21 protein-coding genes are annotated in these 21925 nt (G+C 74.9%); 15 read left to right on the top strand and 6 right to left on the bottom strand.

What is annotated here, in order from left to right:
* Positions 1–335: 335 nt before the first annotated feature.
* The 3 genes from ACTEI_RS26160 to ACTEI_RS26150 form a co-directional block, all read right to left on the bottom strand.
* The gene (locus ACTEI_RS26160) at positions 336–566 is read right to left on the bottom strand and encodes a hypothetical protein (protein ID WP_145830952.1); all 231 of its coding nucleotides are present in this window, start codon (positions 564–566) and stop codon (positions 336–338) included.
* Between the two features lie 137 nt (positions 567–703).
* Complete coding sequence (locus tag ACTEI_RS26155) at positions 704–1234, bottom strand: GNAT family N-acetyltransferase (RefSeq protein ID WP_122980078.1); 531 nt, start codon at positions 1232–1234, stop codon at positions 704–706.
* A gap of 97 nt (positions 1235–1331) precedes the next feature.
* Positions 1332–1667 (bottom strand): SCP2 sterol-binding domain-containing protein, encoded by a 336-nt coding sequence (locus ACTEI_RS26150; RefSeq protein WP_122982419.1) that lies wholly within the window; start codon positions 1665–1667, stop codon positions 1332–1334.
* Positions 1668–1762: 95 nt separating this feature from the next.
* Here ACTEI_RS26150 and ACTEI_RS39430 point away from each other — a divergent pair, with 95 nt between their 5' ends.
* From ACTEI_RS39430 to ACTEI_RS26085, 13 genes are all read left to right on the top strand, one after another.
* Positions 1763–3310 carry a phasin family protein gene (locus ACTEI_RS39430; protein WP_187646003.1) on the top strand — a complete coding sequence of 516 codons (1548 nt, stop codon included), beginning with the start codon at positions 1763–1765 and terminating at the stop codon, positions 3308–3310.
* A gap of 214 nt (positions 3311–3524) precedes the next feature.
* On the top strand, positions 3525–3671 hold the full coding sequence (locus ACTEI_RS26140; RefSeq protein WP_164466124.1) for a hypothetical protein: 147 nt from the start codon (positions 3525–3527) through the stop codon (positions 3669–3671).
* Between the two features lie 25 nt (positions 3672–3696).
* Positions 3697–4638: a TlyA family RNA methyltransferase gene (locus ACTEI_RS26135; protein WP_239082681.1), complete on the top strand. Its 942-nt coding sequence runs from the start codon at positions 3697–3699 to the stop codon at positions 4636–4638.
* Positions 4635–5522, top strand: coding sequence for an NAD kinase (locus tag ACTEI_RS26130; RefSeq protein ID WP_122980076.1), 888 nt, complete (start codon positions 4635–4637; stop codon positions 5520–5522). The genes ACTEI_RS26135 and ACTEI_RS26130 overlap by 4 nt, the downstream gene beginning before the upstream one ends.
* A gap of 53 nt (positions 5523–5575) precedes the next feature.
* Positions 5576–7333 carry a DNA repair protein RecN gene (gene recN / locus ACTEI_RS26125; RefSeq protein WP_122980075.1) on the top strand — a complete coding sequence of 586 codons (1758 nt, stop codon included), beginning with the start codon at positions 5576–5578 and terminating at the stop codon, positions 7331–7333.
* Between the two features lie 73 nt (positions 7334–7406).
* Positions 7407–8585, top strand: coding sequence for a putative cytokinetic ring protein SteA (gene steA / locus ACTEI_RS26120; RefSeq protein ID WP_122982418.1), 1179 nt, complete (start codon positions 7407–7409; stop codon positions 8583–8585).
* A gap of 7 nt (positions 8586–8592) precedes the next feature.
* A complete protein-coding gene (locus ACTEI_RS26115; protein ID WP_122980074.1) occupies positions 8593–9516 on the top strand; it encodes a copper transporter in 924 nt (307 codons plus the stop codon).
* Positions 9517–9526: 10 nt separating this feature from the next.
* Positions 9527–10360 carry a hypothetical protein gene (locus tag ACTEI_RS26110; protein WP_122980073.1) on the top strand — a complete coding sequence of 278 codons (834 nt, stop codon included), beginning with the start codon at positions 9527–9529 and terminating at the stop codon, positions 10358–10360.
* Positions 10361–10608: 248 nt separating this feature from the next.
* Positions 10609–12165 carry a murein biosynthesis integral membrane protein MurJ gene (murJ, locus tag ACTEI_RS26105; RefSeq protein ID WP_244940650.1) on the top strand — a complete coding sequence of 519 codons (1557 nt, stop codon included), beginning with the start codon at positions 10609–10611 and terminating at the stop codon, positions 12163–12165.
* Between the two features lie 115 nt (positions 12166–12280).
* A complete protein-coding gene (locus ACTEI_RS26100; protein WP_122980071.1) occupies positions 12281–13387 on the top strand; it encodes a glycosyltransferase family 4 protein in 1107 nt (368 codons plus the stop codon).
* The gene (locus tag ACTEI_RS26095) at positions 13384–15621 is read left to right on the top strand and encodes a hypothetical protein (protein ID WP_122980070.1); all 2238 of its coding nucleotides are present in this window, start codon (positions 13384–13386) and stop codon (positions 15619–15621) included. Before ACTEI_RS26100 ends, ACTEI_RS26095 begins: the two co-directional genes overlap by 4 nt.
* A 125-nt stretch (positions 15622–15746) precedes the next feature.
* Entirely contained in the window at positions 15747–17435 is a 1689-nt protein-coding gene (locus ACTEI_RS26090) for a CTP synthase (RefSeq protein WP_122980069.1), read from the top strand.
* Positions 17435–17992 (top strand): NUDIX domain-containing protein, encoded by a 558-nt coding sequence (locus tag ACTEI_RS26085; RefSeq protein ID WP_122980068.1) that lies wholly within the window; start codon positions 17435–17437, stop codon positions 17990–17992. Before ACTEI_RS26090 ends, ACTEI_RS26085 begins: the two co-directional genes overlap by 1 nt.
* A gap of 199 nt (positions 17993–18191) precedes the next feature.
* Here ACTEI_RS26085 and ACTEI_RS26080 read toward each other — a convergent pair whose 3' ends face one another.
* Positions 18192–19106, bottom strand: a complete 915-nt coding sequence (locus tag ACTEI_RS26080; protein WP_122980067.1) for a hypothetical protein — start codon at positions 19104–19106, stop codon at positions 18192–18194.
* A gap of 166 nt (positions 19107–19272) precedes the next feature.
* Between ACTEI_RS26080 and ACTEI_RS26075 the strand changes: the two genes are divergently transcribed.
* Complete coding sequence (locus tag ACTEI_RS26075; protein ID WP_164466122.1) at positions 19273–20523, top strand: MFS transporter; 1251 nt, start codon at positions 19273–19275, stop codon at positions 20521–20523.
* Positions 20524–20538: 15 nt separating this feature from the next.
* Here ACTEI_RS26075 and ACTEI_RS26070 read toward each other — a convergent pair whose 3' ends face one another.
* Entirely contained in the window at positions 20539–21111 is a 573-nt protein-coding gene (locus tag ACTEI_RS26070) for a YdbC family protein (protein ID WP_164466121.1), read from the bottom strand.
* A 62-nt stretch (positions 21112–21173) separates the two neighbouring features.
* Here ACTEI_RS26070 and ACTEI_RS26065 point away from each other — a divergent pair, with 62 nt between their 5' ends.
* Positions 21174–21590, top strand: coding sequence for a VOC family protein (locus ACTEI_RS26065; protein ID WP_122980064.1), 417 nt, complete (start codon positions 21174–21176; stop codon positions 21588–21590).
* On the opposite strand, the gene ACTEI_RS26060 is transcribed toward ACTEI_RS26065, so the two are convergent.
* Positions 21560–21925, bottom strand: a complete 366-nt coding sequence (locus ACTEI_RS26060) for a winged helix-turn-helix transcriptional regulator (protein WP_122980063.1) — start codon at positions 21923–21925, stop codon at positions 21560–21562. The two genes, ACTEI_RS26065 and ACTEI_RS26060, sit on opposite strands and share 31 nt — an antisense overlap.

Genomic DNA, 21925 nt, shown 5'->3' with positions numbered 1-21925 from the left:
GGGGGCGGTGGCGGGCCGCCCACGGCTCCGGTGACTGCCGCGGTGCGGCGGTGGCCGGGGCGGTGCGCTGCCTGCGGCGTGGGGACGGGGCGGTGCGCTGCCTGCGGCGTGGGGACGGGGCGGTGCGCTGCCTGCGGCGTGGGGACGGGGCGACGACGTACCGGGGGAGGGCCACGACGTACCGGGGAGGGCTGTGACGTACCCGGGGCTGTGACGTACCGGGGAAGCGTGGCGGCATTGCGCCGGGAAGGGCGGACGGGCCGGGCGGACGCCGCCCACCGGCCGAGGCGGCCGGGAGCGGCGTGCGGCCTGGTGTTGCCGCGGTCTGCGGGCCGTCAGGCCCCGGATGTCGCGGTGCTGCGGTAGCGCTCGGGGCGTGGCCGGTGCCTGCGGCGGGGCAGCGGCGGCGCCTCCGGATCGATGTGGAAGATACCGTCGACCATGGCGACCATCGGCATGCTCATGTAATCGAATTCGGGCACCGCGAGTCGTTCGGCGCGCTGGTGAACGTTCGCTGCGGTGACCGTGCTGTCGATGCGCGGGTCGTCGGGGCGGACGTGGATCATTATCGCCTCCAGTTGCCCGGGGCGGCCGTCGTCCGGCGGTCGCTCGCTCACCGCTCATCGTCCCACGGGTGAGGCCACCTGACCAGCGAAGACGTGGTTGCGGCGAAAAACGGCGGGCGGGACTCGGCGGCGTTTCGCTAGCGGAGGCCCACGCAGTCGTGATCCCAGAACGTGTGCAGATAGACGAGGGTGCCGGTCATCTCGGGGCGGTGCGCGGCGAGCGGCATGACCTGGAAGGCGGCGTCCGGGATGCGCAGCGACGGCTTGCGGAAGCCGAGGTCGCCGCCGGGGACGAAGCCGTGCCGCGCATAGTACGCCGGATCGCCCTCCAGGAAGATCAGCGGGACATCGCGTTTCTCCAGCTCAGCCACACCGTGCCGGATCAGCGCGCCGCCGACACCCTGACGCTGCCGCTCCGGCGCCACCGACAGCGGGCTCAGCACCGGCACCGGGATCAGGCGATCCGGCGCATCGAGCAGGCTGCGGGTGAACATCACATGCCCGATCAGCGTGCCGCCGTCCTCGGCGACGAACGACAGGAATTCCGGGTCGTCCCGGCGCAGGGCGGGCACCAGATCGGCGACCATCCGGCCCGACGCGCCGAATGCGCCCTCGACGAGCTGATCGATCGCCGGATGGTCGGCGGGGGTCTCGGCGCGGATGTGCATCCCGTGGACGTTAGCGGCCGGGCCGGGAACGGGCAGCCGATTTCCGCCGCGGGGTGGTTGAACGATCCGCGGCGGCGGACCGTACCAGCGGGCGTGATCAGAGGAGCTTGCGGAGCTTGAGCAGGTCGAACGGGTTCGCCTTGACGACGACCTGGCGGGCGGCGATGGCCCGGGTGATGTCCAGTCGGCCGTTGAGCAGCGCGATCAGGTCGTCGCCGGCCGCGAGCAGGGCGATCTTCGCCTTCGGGTCGTCGCCGTCCGCGATGTCGACCAGCAGCCCGCCGGCGAGCCGGCCGTGGAAGGCGGTGTTCAGATCGGTGACCCGGCAGGCGAGAGTGCGGTCCAGGTCCAGCTTGCCGCGGGCCTCCGCGTTCGCCGCGAGCTTCGCGGCCAGGGCGTGCAGCGCGGTCCGGCACTCGTCCACGGTGGCCATCGGCATCCCCCCTCACGACACCAGCACCGTACCCCAGGAAGTTGTCGGGGGCTGCCGGTAGCGTGGCACCCGACGCGGCGAGAGGAGGAGGTCTCATGCCGGATGCATGGCGGGCTTACTTGGACCTGGCGCTCGGGTTGACCGAGGCGCCGCGGAAGAAAGCACAACAGGTCGCCGGTGACCTGCTCAACCGGGGTGGCGCGACGGCGGCGCAGGTGCAGGGGCTGGTCGAGGACCTGCTCTCGGCGGGCATCGCGAACCGTGAGGCGCTGACCAGCATCGTTCGCTACGAGGTGGACCGCGCGCTCGGGCGGGTCGGCCTGGCCACCGCCGATGAGGTGTCCGAGCTCACCGCGCGGGTGCGCGACCTGGAGAAACGGTTGCGGGCGGCGCAGGCCCGGGCCGATGCGGCGGAGGCCGGCGTGCGGGCACCCGGTTCGGCTGCGCCCGGTTCCGGTTCCCAGCGCTCTTCGGGCGTCGCGCCGGTCTCGGATGCCGGGCCTGTTTCGGGGGCTGGCTCTGCTTCGAGGGCTGGCTCTGCTTCGGGGATTGCACCGGCTCCGGAGGCTGCGCCTGTGTCGGGGGCTGCGTCTGCTTCGGGCGGCGGGCCCGAGCTCTCCGGGACGCCGTCGGCTTCGGGTCGTGCGGCTCGTGCCCCGAAGAAGGCGGCGGCGCCGAAGAAGCCGGCCGCTCCGGTGAAGAAGGCGGCGCCGGTGAAGAAGGCGGCGCGCAGGTCCACATCGGCCCCCGCGGCCGGGAGCCGGAACGGCTCGGTGCCGGCCGACGTCACGGTCGGCGAGGTCGCCGCCGTGCAGCGGCAGGCCAGGACGTCCGGTGCGCCCCGGAAGACCACGGGCGGGCTGTCCGGGACGACCGGCCGGGCGACCGGGACGGCTCGTGGTCCCGCGAAGACCGCCGACGGTGCGGCGGACGAGACCGGCAAGCCGGCGAAGGCGGCGGACGGGACCGGCAGGCCGGCGAAGGCGGCAGACGGCCAGGCCGAGGCGGCGCGTGGCGCCGCGCGGAAAGCCGCGGGTAAGGCGGCCGCCGGTGAGCCGGCGCCTACGAGGTCCGCGCGTGGGACGGCGACGAAGGCCGCCGGTGGGCCGGTCCTGGCGCCCCACGAGGGGACCGGAACGCCCGCCAGGAAGGCTCCGGCCAAGCGTGCGCCGCGGAAGGCGGCAGCCGGGCCCGCCGCCGCAACGCAGACGACCTCGGCGGGCGAGACGCCGCCCGGGACGGCCACTTCGCCGGTGAGCGGCGTGAAGGCCGCGGCGGCGGCGACCGAGCTGCCCGCGGTGACGACACCGCCATCCACCGACCCGGCCGATGGCGCGGCGCGTGATGCGGCGTCCGGCGCGGCCGCGTCCGCGGGCGACGCCGGGACGGGTGATGCGGCGTCCGGCGCGGCGGCGTCGGGTGGCGATGCCGGGGCGGGTGGTGCGGTGTCGGGTGGCGGCGCGGACGCGCGTGATGCGGCGTCCGGCGCGGCGGCGCCTTCTCGTCGTAAGGCCGCCGCGGGCAAGGCGGCGCCGGCCAGACGGGCGGCGAAGAAGGCGGCTCAGGTGCCGGGTCAGACCCGGGCCGGGAAGCCGCAGCCGGTGGCGGAGAACGCCAGCCGGACCGAGAAGCCGGAGGCATGATCCCGTGACGTTTCCCGATTCCGCGCCGGGTGGTCCGCGTCCGGGGCCGCCCGCCGGTGGATTCCGGCCCGGACCGTCGGGCGGGCCGCGCCCCGGGCCGCCGGCCGGTGGATTCCGGCCCGGGCCGCCGTCGGGTGGTCCGCGGCCGCATGTGCCCGGCGGCCCGGCCGAGCCGGTGACGGCGGCGCCCCATTACCGCACCGGTGCGGACGGGATGGTGGAGGAGACCGGTCATCCGGCGGTGGACGCGGTGCTAAGTTCGCTCGCCAACGCCGCGCGGCTGGCTCCGGCCGAGCAGATCGCCGAGTACGAGGCCGCGCACCAGGTGCTCCAGGAGACCCTGGCCGGCATCGACCGCTGACCGACGTACCGAAAAAGGAATCCCCATGGCCCGCCGTGCGCGTCTCGACGCCGAGCTCGTCCGTCGTAAGCTCGCTCGTTCCCGGGAACAGGCCGCCCAGCTCGTGGCGGCCGGCCGGGTGCAGGTCCGGGGGACCGTGGCCCACAAGGTGGCGGCCATGGTCGACCCGGCCGATCCGGTGATCGTGACCGGGGAGGATCCGCAGACCGAGTACGTCTCCCGGGGCGGCCACAAGCTGGCCGGGGCGCTCGCCGCGTTCGCGCCGAAGGGGCTGGCCGTCGAGGGGCGGCGCTGCCTGGACGCGGGCGCGTCCACCGGTGGGTTCACCGACGTGCTGCTGCGCGCCGGGGCCCGCCGGGTGGTCGCGGTCGACGTCGGGTACGGGCAGCTGGCCTGGCCGATCCGCACCGACGAGCGGGTCGACGTGCACGAGCGGACCAACGTGCGCACGCTCACCCCCGAGGCGATCGGCGGGCCGGTCGACCTGACCGTCGCCGACCTGTCGTTCATCTCGCTGCGCCTGGTGCTGCCCGCGCTGGCCGCCTGCACCGGGCCCGACGGGGACCTGGCGCTGATGGTCAAACCACAGTTCGAGGTGGGCAAGGAGCGGGTCGGCGCGGGCGGCGTGGTGCGCGACTGGCGGCTGCGCGCCGAGGCGGTGCTGGACGTCGCGGCGGCCGCGGCGGAGCTGGGTCTGGGCGTGGTCGACGTGACCGCGAGCCCGCTGCCCGGGCCGAGCGGCAACGTGGAGTTCTTCGTCTGGTTCCGGCGCGGCGCGCCGGCCGCCGACCGCGAGCGGGTGGAGGCGGTGGTCGCCGCCGGGCCGTCCGGGCCGTCCGAGGAGGCGCCGGAAGGGACGGCGGGCGATGCCGACGCGGGGGCCGCGGCGGCGGGGCTGGACAGCACGCGACCGGCGCCGGCGGCGCCGGGCAACGACCGGCCGGTGGCCATCTTGGAGGAGACATGACCCGCTCGGCCCTGCTGGTGACGCACACCGGGCGACGGCAGAGTACCCAGCACGCCCGTGCCGTCGCCCTGGATCTGATCGCTGCCGGGTTCGAGGTCCGGGTCATCGCCGACGAGGTGGCCGACCTGCAACTGCCCGACGAGGTGTCCCCGGTCGAGGGACCCGAGGCGGCCGAGGGTGTGGAGATCGTGCTCGCGCTCGGCGGGGACGGCACCTTCCTGCGCGGGGCCGAGGTGGCCCGGCCGGCCAAGGCGCCGCTGCTGGGCATCAACCTGGGCAAGGTGGGCTTCCTGGCGGAGGCCGAGGTGGAGCACATCGACCAGGTGGTCGCCGACATCGTCGCCGGGGAGTACACCGTGGACGAGCGGCTGACCCTGGACGTGCGCGCCGAGTACGACGGGCGCCTGATCGCCGAGTCGTGGGCGCTCAACGAGGTGACCGTGGAGAAGGGGCAGCGGGCGCAGATGCTCGAGCTGCTCGTCGACGTGGACGGCCGGCCGCTGTCCCGGTACGGCTGCGATGGTGTGGTGTGTGCCACACCGACCGGGTCCACGGCGTACGCGTTCTCGGCCGGGGGACCGGTGGTCTGGCCGGAGGTGGAGGCGCTGCTGCTGGTGCCGATCAGCGCGCACGCGCTGTTCAGCAAGCCGCTGGTGACCGCGCCCACGTCCACTTTCGTGCTCACCGTCGACCCGTACACGTCCTTCGCCGTGCTGTGCTGTGACGGACGCCGCACCTGGGACCTGCCACCCGGCTCCCGGGTGACCGTGGAGCGTGGCCAGTTGCCCGTTCGGCTGGTCCGGCTGGCCCCGCGTCCGTTCACCGACACCCTGGTGGCGAAGTTCGGGCTCCCGGTGGTCGGCTGGCGCGGCAATCGACGCTGATCAGGAACACCCACGCTGGGCAATTGTCAGGGGACCCCACTACCCTCTGCCGTGTGCTGGAGGAACTGCGCATCACCGGGCTCGGCGTCATCGACGACACGACCCTGCGGCTGACGTCGGGTATGAACGTGATCACCGGGGAGACCGGCGCCGGCAAGACGATGGTCGTGACCGGTCTCGGGCTGCTGTTCGGCGGCCGTGCCGACGCCGGCCGGGTCCGGGCCGACCCGGGCCGGGCGGTGGTCGAGGGCCGGCTGCGGCTGCGCGGCACGCTCGGTGACGTGGTCCGTACCCGGATCGCCGACGCCGGGGGCGAGACCGACGAGGACGGGTCGCTGCTGCTGAGCCGCACGGTGACCGCCGAGGGCCGGTCCCGGGCGCACGTCGGCGGCCGCAGCATGCCGGTGTCCACCCTCAGCGAGCTGGGCGAGCAGGTCCTGGCCGTGCACGGCCAGTCCGACCAGCTGCGGCTGCTGCGCCCCAGCGAGCAGCGGTCGGCGCTGGACCGGTTCGCCGGTCCGGAGCACGAGAAGCTGCTGGACGGCTACCGCGAGGCGTTCGCCCGCTGGCGCCGGGTGGTGGACGACCTGGCCGACCGCCGGCGCAACGCCCGGCAGCGCTCGCAGGAGGCCGACCTGCTGAAACTGGGTCTCGACGAGATCACTCGGGTGGACCCCCAGCCGAACGAGGACGAGGAGCTGCGCGCCGAGGTGCAGCGCCTGGAGCACGCCGAGGGGCTGCGGGTGGCCGCGGCCCTGGCGGCGCAGGCGCTGGCCGGCGGGGTGGAGGCGGCCGACGACACCCCGGACGCGACGACGCTTCTCGGCACCGCCCGGCGCACCCTGGAGGGGCAGGCCGGGGTGGACGCCCGCCTCGGCGAGCTGGCCCTGCGGATCGAGGAGGCGGCCACCCTGGTCGGCGACGTCTCCTCGGAGCTGTCGGCCTACCTGGGTGAGCTGGACGCCGACCCGGCCCGGCTGGAGGCGATCTACGAGCGGCGGGCCGCGCTGCGCGCGCTGACCCGCAAGTACGCCGACGACATCGACGGCGTGATCGCCTGGGCGGAGAACGCGAAGACCCGCCTGGCCGAGTTGGACACCTCCGACGAGCTGCTGGAGGAGCTGGACCGGGAGCGCCAGCGGCTGGCGGTGACGGTCGGCGAGCTGGCCGGGCGGCTGACCGCGGCCCGGCGGGAGGCGGCCGAGCGGTTCTCCGAGGCGGTCAGTGTGGAACTGGCCGGGCTGGCGATGCCGCACGCCCGCGTCGAGGTCGCCGTCATCACCCGCACCCCCGGCCGGGGCGAGCCGTCGGTGACCGTCGACGGGCAGGAGCTGGCCGCCGGGCCGGACGGCGCCGACGAGGTGGAGCTGCGGCTGCTGGCCCACCCGGGCGCGCCGTCGCTGCCGTTGCAGAAGGGGGCGTCCGGTGGCGAGCTGTCCCGGGTGATGCTCGCCATCGAGGTGGTCTTCGCCGGGGCCGGTGGGCCGCCGACGCTGGTCTTCGACGAGGTGGACTCCGGTGTGGGCGGCACCGCGGCGGTGGAGATCGGGCGGCGGCTGGCGCGGCTGGCGCGTACGCATCAGGTTCTGGTGGTGACGCACCTGCCGCAGGTCGCCGCGTTCGCCGACCGGCACCTGGTGGTGGCGAAGGACACCGGCGGCGCGATCACGACCAGCGGGGTGCGGATCGTGGAGGAGACCGAGCGGGCCCGGGAGCTGTCCCGGATGCTGGCCGGCCTGCCGGACTCGGACCTCGGCATCGCCCATGCGGAGGAGTTGCTGGCGGTCGCCGGGCGCGAGAAGCATGGCTGAAAAGCCCGTTTTGTCGATGAGCTAGCGCATGTCTAACGGGGGCCGCGTGAAGCGGCATGTCAGGATGGCCGGGATGCGACTTCCCACCTTGCGCCGCGTGCGCACCACCGAGCCGGGCACGGTCTCCGGGGTGTGCCGGCTGGACCGGCGCACCAAACGGCTGACCGGCCGGCTGCGCCCCGGCGAGATCGCCGTGATCGATCACGTCGACCTGGACCGGGTCGCGGCCGACTCGCTGGTCGCGTCCGGGGTGACCGCGGTCCTCAACGCCAAGCCGTCGATCTCCGGGCGGTATCCGAATCTCGGCCCCGAGGTGCTGATCCAGGGCGGCGTGGTGCTGGTCGACAACCTCGGCGAGGCGGTCTTCTCCGGGTTGCGCGAGGGCCAGGTGGTCAGCGTCGAGGGCGACCAGGTGCTGGTCGGCGGCAAGCCGGTGGCCACCGGCGCCCGGCAGGACGCGGAGAGCGTCGCGAAGTCGATGGCCGACGCGCGCGAGGGCCTGTCGGTGCAGCTGGAGGCGTTCGCGGCGAACACCATGGACTACCTCAAGCAGGAGCGCGACCTGCTGCTCGACGGGGTCGGCGTACCGGATGTGCAGACCCGGATCGCCGGGCGGCACGTGCTGATCGTGGTCCGTGGCTACGACTACAAGGAGGACCTGGACGTCCTCCGGCCGTACATCCGCGAGTACAAGCCGGTGCTGATCGGGGTGGACGGCGGCGCCGACGCGCTGGTGGAGAACGGCCACACCCCCGACCTGATCATCGGCGACATGGACTCGGTCACCGACGACGTGCTGCGGTGCGGCGCCGAGGTGGTCGTCCACGCGTACCCGGACGGCCGCGCGCCCGGCCTGGAGCGGGTGCGCAAGCTGGACGTCGACGCGCTCACCTTCCCGGCCGCGGCCACCAGCGAGGACCTCGCGATGCTCCTCGCCGACGAGAAGGGCGCGTCGCTGATCGTGGCCGTCGGCACGCACGCCAACCTGGTCGAGTTCCTCGACAAGGGCCGTGGCGGCATGGCCTCGACGTTCCTCACCCGGCTCAAGGTCGGTGGCAAGCTGGTCGACGCCAAGGGCGTCAGCCGGCTCTACCGGCAGAACATCTCCGGCTCGGCGCTGCTGCTGCTGATCTTCTCGGCGATGGCCGCGATGGCCTCGGCGGTGGCGGTCTCCACGGTGGGGAAGGCGTACCTCACCGTGGTGTCCGAGTGGTGGGACAATCTGGTCTTCCAGTTGGGCAATCTTTTCTGAGGGCGTCGTGATCAACTTCCGGTACCACGTGGTGTCGCTCACCGCGGTCTTCCTGGCCCTGGCCATCGGCCTGGTGGTCGGCACGGCCGCACTCAACGGCCCGGTCTCGGAGAACCTCCGCAACCAGCTGGCCACGCTGAACAAGGACAACAACGTCAAGCGTGACCAGGTGAACCAGTACAAGGAAGAGCTCAACCGCAACCAGGACTTCGCCAACGAGATCGCGCCGTTCGCGCTCACCGGCAAGCTGGCCGGCCGCAAGATCGCGGTGGTGGCGCTGCCCGGCGGCAAGGAGTCCGCCGACGGCGTGGTGAAGATGCTGACCGTGGCCGGCGCGACGATCACCGCGCGGGTCACCCTGGAGGACCGGTTCATCGACCCCAACTACGCCAACGAGCTGCTCGACCTGGCCGACCAGTCGTCGCAGCCGAGCATCTCCGCGGCCGGCCTGCCGCAGAACAGCGACGGCGTGGAGACCGCCAGCGCGTTGCTGGTGCGTACCCTGCAGGCCGGGACGACGCCGTTGATCGCGCAGGACGTGACCGCGGTGCTGAGCGCGTTCAGCAAGCCCGGCTACATCTCGGTGGCCGACGGGGCCGGCGGTGGCGCCGAGGCGGTCGTGCTGGTGGCCGGCCCGCCGGCCACCGACAAGGACGCGTCGAAGAAGGCGCAGAACACGGTCACGGTGGCCGACCAGTTCAGCGAGAGCCGCCCGCTGGTCGTCGGCGGCGACAGCGCCGGGGAGAGCAACCTGGTCGCCGGCGTGCGCAGCGACCCGACCCTGGCCAAGAAGATCTCCACGGTGGACAACGTGAGCACCGTGCAGGGCCAGCTGGCCACCGCGATGGCCACCCACGAGCGCCTCGTGCTGAACCGGGTCGGCCAGTACGGGCTCGGGGGCACCTCGCTGATCCCGTCGGCCGCGCCGTAGTCTTTCGGCCATGGCCTTCCTCCGCTCGCTGGGAACCGGTGCACTGGTCGCGCGCACGGTGCTGGGCTGGGTGCGCCGCGACCCGAAGGCGGGTGATCTGCGCCGGACCAACTTCCAGGGGCGGACGGTGACCCTGGCCGGTGGTCCGGCCCTGGCCGCCGGGGCCACCCTCGGCGCGGCGGCCGGCGCGCCCACCGGCCGGCTCGCCGCCGCCGCGGTGACCGCCGGCGCGGTCAGCGGCGCGGTCGGCCTCTACGACGACATCGTCGGCAACCGCCCGGAGCAGAAGACCGCGAAGGGTTTCGCCGGCCACCTCGGCGCGCTGCGCGAGGGCCGGGTCACCAGCGGCCTCGTCAAGATCGGCGGGGTGGGCGCGGCCGGGCTGGCCGCCTCGGCGCTGATCGGCAGTCGCCGGACCGGCGCCTTCGGGCGCGGCGTCGACGTGCTGCTCGGCGCGGGCGTGATCGCCGGCACGGCGAACCTGCTGAACCTGCTCGACCTGCGCCCGGGCCGGGCGCTCAAGGCCGGCCTGCTGCTGGGCGCGCCGCTCGCCGTGGGCCGCGGCGCGGCGATGACCGCCGGCACCCTGGGCGCTGGCGCGGCGCTGCTGCCGGCCGACCTGAACGAGGAGATCATGCTGGGCGACTCCGGCGCGAACGCGCTCGGCGCGCTGCTCGGCGTCGCGTTCACCGCCCGGGCCGGCACGCTGGGCCGGGCGACCGCGCTGGCCGCCCTGGCCTCGCTCACCGCGGCCAGCGAGAAGGTCAGCTTCACCAAGGTCATCCACGACACGCCCTGGCTGCGGCGCCTCGACGAGCTCGGCCGCCGGCCCCCGCAGGCGTGACTTCCCCGAACGACGCCGGCGCCGCCCCCTCCGCGACGCCGGCCGGACCTGCCGCGCCGCCGGGATCTGCCGCGCCGGCCGGACCTGCCGCGCCGCCGGGATCTGCGGCGCCGGCCGGATCCTCGACGCCGCCGGGACCCGCGGCGACGGCCGGACCCGGGACGCCGGAATCCTCGGCGGGCCCGGGCGAGGGCGGGCGCGCCGCCTCCACGCCGGCCGGGCCGGGCATCGGCGGGGTCGCCGCCAAGGTGGCCGGTGCGGCCGTCCTGATCACCGCGCTGACCGTGCTGGCGCGGCTCGCCGGGTTCGGGCGCACCCTGGTCTTCTTCTACACCGTGGGGGAGGGCGGCCACGGCGGCCTGCCCGACCTCTACTTCGCCGCGAACACCGTGCCGAACATCGTCTTCGAGCTGGTCGCCGGCGGCGCCCTGGCCAGTCTCGTGGTCCCGCTGCTGGCCGGCGCGGTCGCCGCCGGTGACACCGAGCGGGTCGGCCGGATCAGCTCCGCGCTGCTGACCTGGGTGCTGGCGCTGACCGTTCCGCTGGCCGTGGTGGTCGCGCTCGCGGCCGGGCCGATCACCGGGCTGCTGCACGGGGTGCCGCCGGAGCATCAGGAGGTCGCCGCCCGGATGCTGCGGATCTTCGCGCCGCAGCTGCCGCTCTACGGCGTCGGCATCGTGCTGACCGGTGTGTTGCAGGCGCACCACCGGTTCGCCTGGCCGGTGATCGCGCCGCTGCTGTCCAGCGTGACCGTGATGACGGCCTATCTGACCTACGCCGGGGTGGACGGCGCCCGTACCGACTTCGCCGGCCTGTCCGCCGCCGGCGAGCTGATCCTCTCGGCCGGCACCTCGGCCGGCGTGGTCGTGCTCACGCTGTGTCTGCTGATCCCGCTGCGCGCGCTGCGGCTGCGGCTGCGCCCGCGGTTGCGGTTCCCCGGCGGCGAGGGCCGGCAGGCGGTCCGGCTCGGCTGGGCCGGCGCGGTGACGGTGGGCGCGCAGCAGGTGGTGGTCGCGCTGATCGTCACGCTGGGCGCGCAGCAGCTGGCCCGGTACAACGGCGCGCAGACGGTGTTCCTGCTGCCGTGGGCGGTGCTCGCGGTGCCGCTGGCGACCGCGGTGTACCCGCGCCTGGCGGACGCGGTGGTGCGGCGCGACGAGGACGCCTACGCCGGGGCGCTGTCCGGCGCCGCCCGGTCGATCGTGCTGCTCGCCGGGCTCGGCATGGCCGCGCTCGCCGGGCTGGCGGCGCCGGCGGCCGACCTGATGAACGCCGGCGGCGCGGCCCCGGGCATCGTCGGGTTCGCGCCCGGGTTGCTCGGCTACGGGTTGTTCGCGCTGCTGTCCCGCGCGCTGTACGCCCGCGGCGCGACCGTCGCCGCCGCGGTCGCCTCCGGTTCCGGGTGGCTCTGCGCCGGGATCGCGGTCGTGGTGGTGACCGCGACCGCCTCGGGCGCGGTGGAGCTGGCCGGGCTCGGGGCGGCCAACGCGCTGGGCATGTCGGTGACCGGGGCGCTGCTGGTCCGGGCGGTGCGGCGGCAGGCCGGGCGGGACGCGCTCGCCGGCCTGTCACGGGCCGTGGCCGCCGCGGTGCTCGCCGGCGCCGCCGCCGGGCTGGCCGGGTGGGGTGCGGTGGCCGCGCTGGCGGCGGTCCTGCCGGGCACCCCGCGGGTGCTCGGCGCGCTGCTGGAGGGCATGCTGGGCGGGGTGACGGTGACCGTGGTCTTCGTCGCCGTGGCGTTCGTGCTGGACCGGCGGGACCTGAGCCCGCTCGCGGCGACGCTGGCGCGACGGTTGCGGAGGTAACCGCGGGACGGCCCGGATGGCGCCGCCCCGGGCCGGTCCTGTAAACCCTTGAGCCGGAGCCGACGTGCGGCGCGTTTCCGGGCGAGACGCGCGCGAGGAGAGGGGTAGACCGCTGGTGAGCAGCGACGACGGGTGGCACGGTTCGGTCGTGCTGGTGCTCGGCTCGGCCACCGGCGGCACCGGCGGGCACGTCCTGTCGCTGGCGCGTGGCCTCGCCGGGACCGGCTGCCGGGTGCTGGTGTGCGGCCCGGCCGCCAACGACGAGCATTACGGTTTCACCGCCGCCGGAGTGGAGTACGCGCCGGTGGAGATCCCGGCCGACCCGGGCCCGCAGGACTCCGGAGCGGTCCGGGCGCTGCGCCGGGCGGTTGCCGGGCGCGACGCCGACGTGCTCCACGCGCACGGGCTGCGGGCCGCCTTCGTGGCGTCGCTGGCCCGGACCGGGGTGCCGCTCGTGACCACCTGGCACAACGCGGTACTGGCGAAGGGGCTGCGCGGCCAGGCCGGCGCCCTGGTCGAGCGGATCGTCGCGCGCAGCGCCGCGCTCACCCTGGGCGCCTCGGAGGACCTGGTGGAGCGGGCGGTCGCGCTGGGCGCGCGCAACGCCCGGCTCGGCCCGGTGGCCGCGCCGCAGATGCGGGCGCCGAAGCGCACCCGGCAGGCGGTCCGTGCCGAATTCCGGATCAAGGGCGACACCCCGCTGATCCTGTCGGTCGGCCGGCTGCACCCGCAGAAGCACTACGACCTGCTGGTCGACGCCGCCGCCCGGTGGCGCGACCTGGACCCGGCGCCGGTGGTCGTGGTGGCCGGTTCGGGACCCAGCTACATGCCGCTGGCCCAGCGGGCGTCCCGCGAGCACGCGCCGTTCCACCTGCTCGGGCACCGCACCGACGTGCCCGATCTGCTGCTCGGCGCCGACCTGGCGGTGGTCACCAGCGACTGGGAGGCGCGGCAGCTGTTCGCCCAGGAGGCGCTGCGGGCCGGGGTGCCGCTGGTCACCACCGCGGTGGGCGGGCTGCCCGGCCTGGTCGGCGACGCCGCGGTGCTGATCCCGCCGCGTGACCTGGACGCGCTGGACCGGGCCGTACGCGAGCTGCTGGCCGACCCGCAGCGGCGCGCCGACCTGGCCGAGCGTGGCCGTGCCCGGGCCGCCACCTGGCCGGACGAACGGGCCGTGGTGGACGCGGTCCGCTCGGCGTACGCCGAGGTCGCGGCCTCGTGACCGGCCGCCTGGACCGACTGAGGCGGGTTCGCCCGCCGGGCACCCCGCGTGGCCGGCGCGCCGCCGCCTGGGTGCCCTACCTGCTCGTCGTCCTGGTCGCGGCGGCCAGCCTGGTCGGGCTGACCATCCGCCCGGCCGGGGAGGCCCGGCGCGGCATGGCCGACTACGTGGTGGTGGCCGCCGCGGCCGGCCTGCGCTGGGAGGATCTCGACCCGCAGCGCACCCCGGCGCTGTGGCGGGAGGCGACCAAGGGCTCGACCGGCTGGCTGACGGTGCGTTCGGCGCACCAGGTGACCTGCCCGTCGGACGGCTGGCTGACCCTGGGCGCGGGCAACTACGCGGCCTGGGACACCCGGACGGTACGTGGCCGCTGCCCGGCCGGCACCCCGGAGCTGACCCGCCCGGACCGCATCGGCGCGAACGTGACGGCCCAGCGCACCGTGGTGCGCACCAATCAGGACCGGCTGCCGTACGGCACCACCCCGGGCGCGCTGGCCGAGTCGGTCCGCTGCACGGTGGCGGTCGGCCCGAACGCCGCGATCGCCGCGGCCCGCCCGTTCGGCCGGGTCGACCGGTACGCCGAGACCCTGCCCGCCGATCCGGCGAAGCTGCTCTCCGACTGTGTGCTGAGCATCGTCGACCTGGGCACGATCTCCGGCTCCGGCGCCGAGCGGCGCGCCGCGGTGGCCGCCGCCGACGCCACCCTGGCCCGGGTCCTGGCCGCCCGTCCGGAGCGGTCGCTGATGCTGATCGCCGGCGTCGCGGACACCGAGAGCAGCTCCCGGCTGCACGTGGCGATCGCCGAGGGCGACGGCTGGGACGGCGGCTGGCTGACTTCGGCCGGCACCGGCCGGGACGGCTACCTGCAGCTGATCGACCTGGCCCCGACGGTGCTGTCGGCGCTGGGCCGGCCGGCGCCGGAGAAGCTGTTCGCCGGGTACGCCGCGAGCGTGTCGAGCGGCCGCCCGGGCGACGTGGCGCGGGCGATGCAGGGCCGCAACGACGCCGACGGCCGGGCCATCGCCCAGCGCGGGGTGGCGTCGATCTTCTTCACCGTGCTCGCCGTCGTACAGGTGCTGTTGTTCCTGGCGGTCGTGCCGGTGTTGATGCGGGCCCGGCGGCACGCCGGCCCGGCCGCGCCGCCGCTGCCGCCGCGGCGGCTGGTCGCGGTCTTCGAGGCGGCCCTGATCGCGGTCTCGCTGGCGATCCCGGCGGGGCTGCTCGCCGACGTGGCCCCGTGGTGGAGCAGCGAGCATCCGGCCTGGATGTTCGGGGGCGCGACGTTCCTGCTGATGCTGGCCGGGACGCTCGCCGTGCGGCTGGCCCCGCGGTTCCGGATGACGCTGTGGCCGATGGGCGCGGCGGCCGGGATCAGCGCGATCGTGATCGTGGTGGACCTGCTGACCGGGGCGCGGCTGCAGCTCAACGGCGTGGCCGGCTACTCGGCGACGCACGGGGTGCGGTACGCCGGGCTGGGAAGTGTCGGGCTGGGCGTGTTCGTCGCCGGGCTGCTGCTGGCCGCGGGCTGTGCCGCGCAGTGGGTGGGCCGGACCTGGCGGCCGGTGGTGATGGTGCTGTTCGGCGGACTGGGCGTGGTCATGGTGGGCAGCCCGTATCTGGGCGCCGACCCGGTCGGCGCGATCGCGGTCACCGCCGGGGTGTGTGTGGCGGCGGCGATCAGCTCCGGTGGCTGGCTGACGTTCCCCCGGTTCGCCTGGGCGGCCGTCGCCGGGCTGGCGGTGACCGCCGGGTTCGCCGTGCTGGACCTGCACCGGCCGCCGCTGGAGCAGGGCACCCTGGGCCGGTTCCTGTCCGCGCTCGGCAGCGGCACGGCCGGTCCGGCGATGCAGCGCGCGGCCACCGCGAACGGCCAGGCGCTGCTGGACAGCCCGCTGACCCTGCTGGCCCTGGCCGGGGCGCTGATGCTGGCTTTCTGCCAGTTCTCCCCGTGGGGCGGGCTGAAGCGGGTGTACGGCCTGCACCCCGCGGTCCGCGCGGCGATCGCCGGCACCGTCGTGGCGTCGGTCACAGCCGGGATCTTCGGCGGCACCGCGCTCGGGGTGGCCGGCGCGGCGGCCGCGATGGCGGTGCCGGTGGCCGTGCTGACCGCTCTGCGGGTGCTGCTGCACGCCGCGGATCGCACCCCGCCGCCGGGCGAGACCGACGGTCCGGGCGGCCCGTCGTTGCGCAAAGCCGACGGAGATCAACTCTCGGTGACCGAACCGGCCGGCTGACACGCACGTCCACCAGCCCGAACGTGGCGGGTCCAGCAATGAGTGTTACGGTGGACTCCCGTGGATGGGGCGCTGCGGCCCCGGTCTGCACGATCCAAGAAGACAGGCGACCACGGGAGCGGGCCTTGGCCTCATCAGTGCGCGACACTCGGCACATCTTCGTCACCGGGGGCGTCGCCTCCTCGCTGGGCAAGGGCCTCACCGCCTCCAGCCTCGGCAATCTGCTCACCGCCCGCGGTCTCCGCGTCGTGATGCAGAAGCTCGACCCCTATCTGAACGTCGACCCGGGCACGATGAACCCGTTCCAGCACGGTGAGGTCTTCGTCACCGAGGACGGCGCGGAGACCGATCTGGACGTCGGGCACTACGAGCGCTTCCTGGACCGTGACCTGTCCGGCAAGGCGAACGTGACCACCGGCCAGGTCTACTCGGCCGTCATCGCCCGGGAGCGGCGCGGCGAGTACCTGGGCGACACCGTCCAGGTCATCCCGCACATCACCAACGAGATCAAGAGCCGGATCTTCGCGATGGCCGACCCGGACGAGAACGGCGCGGTTCCGGACGTGGTGATCACCGAGGTCGGCGGCACGGTCGGCGACATGGAGTCGCTGCCGTTCCTGGAGGCGATCCGCCAGGTGCGCCACGAGGTCGGCCGGGACCGGGTCTTCTACCTGCACGTGTCGCTGGTGCCGTACCTCGCGCCGTCGGGCGAGCTGAAGACCAAGCCGACCCAGCACTCGGTGGCCGCGCTGCGCAACATCGGTATCCAGCCGGATGCCCTGATCTGCCGCAGCGACCGGGAGATCCCGGAGAAGATGAAGCACAAGCTGGCGCTCTACTGCGACGTGGACGTCGAGGCGGTCATCGCCTGCCCGGACGCGCCGAGCATCTACGACATCCCCAAGGTGCTGCACGACGAGGGCTTGGACGCGTACGTCGTGCGCCGCCTGGGCCTGTCGTTCCGCGACGTGAACTGGCAGACCTGGAACGACCTGCTGGAGCGGGTGCACCACCCGAAGCGGACCATCACCATCGCCCTGGTCGGCAAGTACGTCGACCTGCCGGACGCGTACCTGTCGGTCACCGAGGCGATCCGGGCGGCCGGCTTCGGCAACACCGTGAAGATCCAGATCCGCTGGGTGCCGAGCGACGACTGCGCGACCCCGGCCGGCGCGGCGAACGCGCTCAAGGGCGTCGACGGCATCGTCATCCCCGGCGGCTTCGGTGTCCGCGGCATCGAGGGCAAGGTCAATACCTCCCGGTACGCCCGGGAGAACGGCGTCCCGATCCTCGGCCTCTGCCTGGGCCTGCAGTGCATGACCATCGACGCCGCGCGCCACCTGGCCGGGCTGGCCGGGGCGAACTCGCTGGAGTTCGACGAGACGGCGACCTACCCGGTGATCTCCACGATGGCCGACCAGGAGGAGATCGTGGCCGGCAAGGGCGACATGGGCGGCACCATGCGGCTGGGCGCCTACCCGGCGAAGCTCAAGGCCGGCTCGATCGTCGCCGAGGTCTACGGCGCGACCGAGATCTCCGAACGGCACCGGCACCGCTACGAGGTCAACAACGACTACCGGGACAAGCTGTCGCAGGCCGGGCTGGTCTTCTCCGGCACCTCGCCGGACGGCCGGCTGGTCGAGTTCATCGAGCTGGACCGCGCGGTGCACCCGTACTTCGTGGCCACCCAGGCGCACCCGGAGCTGAAGAGCCGCCCGACCCGCCCGCACCCGCTGTTCGACGGCCTGGTCAAGGCCGCGATCGCGTACGCGGCGGCGGACGAGCTGCCGGTCGAGCCGGTCGAGGCGAGTTGATGGGGTTCGAGCACGAGACGGTGGCCCGCACCGAGCGTTACCGCGGCCCGATCTTCGACGTCTTCACCGACGAGGTGACCATGTCGGACGGCGGCACCGCCAAGCGCGACGTGGTCCGCAACCGGGGCGCGGTCGTCGTGGTGGCCCTCGACGAGGCCGGCCGGGTGGTGCTGATCAGGCAGTACCGGCACGCGCTGGGCGCCCGGATCTGGGAGCTGCCGGCCGGGCTGCGCGACGTCGAGGGCGAGGACCCGGCGGTGACCGCGGCCCGCGAGCTGGCCGAGGAGGTCGACCTGAGCGCCGGCCGCCTCGACCGGCTGGTCGAGCTGCACACCTCACCGGGCTTCAGCACCGAGCACGTGCTCGTCTTCCTGGCCCGGGACCTGGCCGCGATCCCCGAACACGAGCGGCACACGCGCACCGACGAGGAGGCCGACCTGGAGGTCGTCCGGGTCGACCTGGACGAGGCGGTCGCCATGGTGCTGCGCGGTGAGATCACCAACGCGGCCGCGGTGGCCGGGCTGCTGGCCGCCGCCCGCTCCCGCGACGCCGGCTGACCCTGTCGCCGCCGGGCAGGTCGTGCCCGGCGGCGACGGGATCCGGTCGATCGGGTAACGGTCCACCACCGCGATCGTGCAGGCGCTGCTCGGGTACGACCCGTGGCCCGCGCCCGGGTGGGTGACCAGCCGGCCGCCGCCCGTCCGGGGTCACCGGTCAGCTGCCGTGACACCGGCGCCGGGTCGCCGGCCGCGGCGGTCAGCGCGGTCCGGCCGGGTCGCCGGACGCCTCGGCGAGCGGGCCGGCCAGCAGCGCGGCGGCCGGGGGCCAGGTCGTCAGCGGCTCGCCGGCGGCGTACGCGGCGCCCGCGCGGACCGCCGCATCCGGGTGCCGCAGCCAGCCGGTGACCAGCCGCACCTGCAGATCCCCGCGCGGGCGCAGCGCGCGCAGCACCCAGATCAGCGGGTCGTCGTCGGACGACGGCAGCAGCGGGATCCGCCCGAGCGCGGCCGGGGCGTCGCGCTCCACGATCTGCACCACCGGGCCGGGCAGCGGCGCCTCCGCGTCCGAGCCGGCCAGCACCAGGGCCGCGGCGAGCCGGACCACCGGCGCGGGGTCGGCGAGCCGGTCGTCGGCGGTTTCCGCGCGGGCGCCCAGGGCCAGCACGGCGGCGGCCCGCACCAGCTCGGCACGGTCGGTGACCGACGCGGTGCGCAGCCCCGCGGACGCGCCGCCGGCCACCTCCGGGCCGAGCGCGCCGACCAGGGTGGCGGCGGCGACCCGTACGTCGTCGTCCGGGTGGGCGGCGAGCAGCCGCAGATAGCTGGGCAGTCCCGCGGTGACGGCGGCACGGGCGGCGGCCACCGGGGCCCGCTGCCCGGCGATCCGGGCGCGGGTCGGCCGCGGGCCGGTCCCGGACCGCTGGGCGTGGGCGTCCGCGACGGCGGTGAGCAGCACCAGCACGCCGTGCGGACCGGCGGCCGGCGCGTCCAGCAGGCGGATCAGGAACGGTACGGCCGCCGCCGCCGCGTCACCGGGGACGCCGCCCGGGCAGAGCCGCGACGACAGCTCGCCGAGCGCGTCGCGGTCACCGCCGGCGACCGCCCGCAGCAGGTGTGGCACGTCCGCCGCGCTCAGTGCCGCCCAGTCCACCGTCGCGAGATCGTTCAGCACGAGAACGAACGTACCGGGACGGGCGGCCGGGCCGCCGGGACCACACCGGCGGGGGTCGGACCCGGCTACACCACTGCGGGTGACCGTGGGGTACCGGTTCCGGTGAGATTTACCGCAACGGTGGGGGCATTGTCCCTCTGCGCGGTGGATGATCCGATGTACCCCGATGATCGATACAGCGAGAGCACTCGGGAAGATCCTGCCACCACCGGGGCTGCCCCGGGCGCTGGCGGCGCAGAACGCGCTGTGGGGCGTCGGCACCGGCACGTTCCTCGCCGGCAGCGTGGTCTTCTACAGCCTGTACGTCGGACTCACCCCGGTGCAGATCGGCGTCGGGCTCTCCGCCGCCGGGTTCGTCGCGCTGGTCGGCTCGATGCCGCTGGGGCACCTGGCCGACCGGATCGGCGGTCGCCAGGCCTGGGCGATCGGGGCCGTGGTGCGCGGCGTGGCGTTCGCGGTCTACCCGCTGGCCCACGGCTTCTGGCCGTTCCTGCTGCTGATGTGCGTGCAGACCACCGCGGAGACGCTGTCGACCAGCGGCCGGGTGGTCTACACGGCGGCCGCGGTGCCCGCCGAGAGCCGGGTGCGGGTGATGGCGTTCAACCGCGCCTATCTCAACGTCGGCTGGAGCGTCGGCGCCGGCCTGGGCGCCGGGGCGCTGGCCCTGGACTCCCGGCCCGGCCTGCTGCTGCTGGTCTTCATCGCGGCCGCCGCCTCCGCGCTCAACGGCCTGTCCGTCGCCCGGATGCCGCGGGTAGCGCCGGCGGCCGTCCCGGACGGCCCGCGCCCGAGCCCCTGGGGGGTGCTGCGTGACCTGCCGTACACCGCGGGCTCGGCCGTCTTCGGCGTCCTCTGGCTGCACGCGATCCTCTGGAACGACGTGCTGCAACTGTGGGTGATCACCCGTACCGACGTGCCGAAACCGGTGCTCGGCGGCCTGGTCGCGCTGAACACCGTGCTCGCCGTGGTGTTCCAGGTCCGGGCCACCCGCGGCGCCGACACCATGCCCGGCGTGGTGCGGCTGACCCGGGCGGCGGCGCTGAGCGCGGCGGTCGCCTGCCCGGTGGCCGCCGCCACCGGCATGACCCACGGCTGGCTCACCGTCGCGCTGCTGCTCGTGGCCGTGATCCTGTTCACCGGCACCGAGCTGTGGGTGTCGGCCGCGCAGTGGTTCGTGCAGGTCGAGGTCCCGCCGGCCGCCCAGCGCGGCCTCTACGTCGGGCTGGACAAGTCGGTGCAGGGCGTGACCCGGCTGGCCGGTCCGGCCGGGCTGACCTTCCTGGTGATCCAGAGCGGGGGATGGGGATGGTGGGTGATCGCCGGGATCTTCGCCGGCTGCGCGGTGGCGGTCCGCCCGGTGATGGCGTGGATCGAGCGCACCCCGCGCACCGCGGAGCTGCCGGCACGCAGCCCCTGAGCACCCGCGCGGGGGTCACGCCGCCGGGCCGACCGTCCAGGCGGGAACCAGGCGGATCGGCTCACCGGCCGGCCGGCGCGCGCCGGCCGTGTCCACCGGTTCTCCGGCCGTGTCCACCGGCTCCCCGGTGGCCCGCCAGGCGGTCAGCACGAGGAAGCCGGCGGAGCCGGAGGCCGCGACGCAGCCGCCGAGGAAGCCGGGCGTGGTGACCGGCTCGTCCGGCGCGCCGTCGAGCGGGCGGCCGGGCTGCCCGGGGCCGTGGGCCAACCGCAGCACCCAGGCCGCGGCGAGGACGGCCGGCAGCGGCCGGCGCAGCTGGTGGACCTCGTCGAAGAGCCGCACCTCGATGGCCCGGTAGGTGCCGGCCTGACCGGCGGCGATCCGGTCGTGACCGGCGGCCATGAAGGTGTGGTAGGCGGCCCGGTCGCGCCAGCAGCCGAACACGTGGGCGCGGCCCGGATGCCGGGTGCTCCAGCCGCCGGCCTGCCCGAGCAGGCCCGGCCACGCGCGCAGCGCCGACCAGCCGGCCTGGCCGGCGGCGAAGCGGTCGGTGTCGGTGACCTCGCAGGTCACCCATTTGACGAGCACGGGGATCATTCTGTCGGATCCGGGTAGTACGGTGGCGTCGCCCATCGTGGAGGAGGCAGTCGGTGAGCTATCCGCAGCTACGGTCGATCGTGCTGGACACCCCGGACGCGCGCGGGCTGGCCGAGTTCTACCGGCAGCTGCTCGGGCTGCGGTATCGGCCCGGCGACGAGCCGCCCGCGCCGGGGACCGACGACGCGAAGGGTCGCGACTGGCTGGTCCTGCGCGGCGACGGCGGGGTGCGGCTCGCCTTCCAGCAGGTGCCCGCGTTCGCGCCCACCACCTGGCCGGACACCGCGGTCCCGCAGCAGCTGCACCTGGACACCACGGTGCCGTCGGTGGCGGAGCTGGACCGTCAGCACGAGCGTGCCCTGAGCCTGGGCGCGACGCTGCGATTGGACCGCAGCGACGACCCGGAGGAGCCGCTGCGGGTCTACGCCGATCCGGCCGGTCACACCTTCTGCATCTTCGTCGCGTCGTAGGCGGCGCGGGCCCGCTCCACGTCGGCCAGATGCTCGCCGGACCAGGTGGCCAGGTGGGCGAAGAGCGGCGCGAGGCTGCGACCGAGGTCGCTGATCTGATATTCCACCCGGGGCGGGACCTCGGGGTGGTAGGTGCGGGTGACCATGCCGTCGCGTTCCAGCTGGCGCAGCCGCTGGGTGAGCACCTTCGGCGTGATCGTGGGCAACCGGCGCTCCAGCTCGACGAAACGCTGCCGGCCGAACTCGTGGAGCGCCCAGAGGATCGGCGTGGTCCAGCGGCTGAAGACGATGTCGATCACCGGCCCGATCGGGCAGGCCTGCTCCGGGTCGGTCAT

The sequence above is a fragment of the Actinoplanes teichomyceticus ATCC 31121 genome (assembly GCF_003711105.1).
Classification (GTDB): domain Bacteria; phylum Actinomycetota; class Actinomycetes; order Mycobacteriales; family Micromonosporaceae; genus Actinoplanes; species Actinoplanes teichomyceticus.
The sequence above is the reverse complement of the archived record's forward strand: the minus strand, read 5'-3'. Positions and strand labels throughout refer to the sequence as shown.

Coding starts and splice junctions, on each gene's coding strand:
- ACTEI_RS26160 (WP_145830952.1), bottom strand. CDS start 566: ATGATCCACGTCCGCCCCGACGACCCGCGCATCGACAGCACGGTCACC.
- ACTEI_RS26155 (WP_122980078.1), bottom strand. CDS start 1,234: ATGCACATCCGCGCCGAGACCCCCGCCGACCATCCGGCGATCGATCAG.
- ACTEI_RS26150 (WP_122982419.1), bottom strand. CDS start 1,667: ATGGCCACCGTGGACGAGTGCCGGACCGCGCTGCACGCCCTGGCCGCG.
- ACTEI_RS39430 (WP_187646003.1), top strand. CDS start 1,763: ATGCCGGATGCATGGCGGGCTTACTTGGACCTGGCGCTCGGGTTGACC.
- ACTEI_RS26140 (WP_164466124.1), top strand. CDS start 3,525: ATGGTGGAGGAGACCGGTCATCCGGCGGTGGACGCGGTGCTAAGTTCG.
- ACTEI_RS26135 (WP_239082681.1), top strand. CDS start 3,697: ATGGCCCGCCGTGCGCGTCTCGACGCCGAGCTCGTCCGTCGTAAGCTC.
- ACTEI_RS26130 (WP_122980076.1), top strand. CDS start 4,635: ATGACCCGCTCGGCCCTGCTGGTGACGCACACCGGGCGACGGCAGAGT.
- steA (WP_122982418.1), top strand. CDS start 7,407: ATGCGACTTCCCACCTTGCGCCGCGTGCGCACCACCGAGCCGGGCACG.
- ACTEI_RS26110 (WP_122980073.1), top strand. CDS start 9,527: ATGGCCTTCCTCCGCTCGCTGGGAACCGGTGCACTGGTCGCGCGCACG.
- ACTEI_RS26085 (WP_122980068.1), top strand. CDS start 17,435: ATGGGGTTCGAGCACGAGACGGTGGCCCGCACCGAGCGTTACCGCGGC.
- ACTEI_RS26075 (WP_164466122.1), top strand. CDS start 19,273: ATGATCGATACAGCGAGAGCACTCGGGAAGATCCTGCCACCACCGGGG.
- ACTEI_RS26060 (WP_122980063.1), bottom strand. CDS start 21,925: ATGACCGACCCGGAGCAGGCCTGCCCGATCGGGCCGGTGATCGACATC.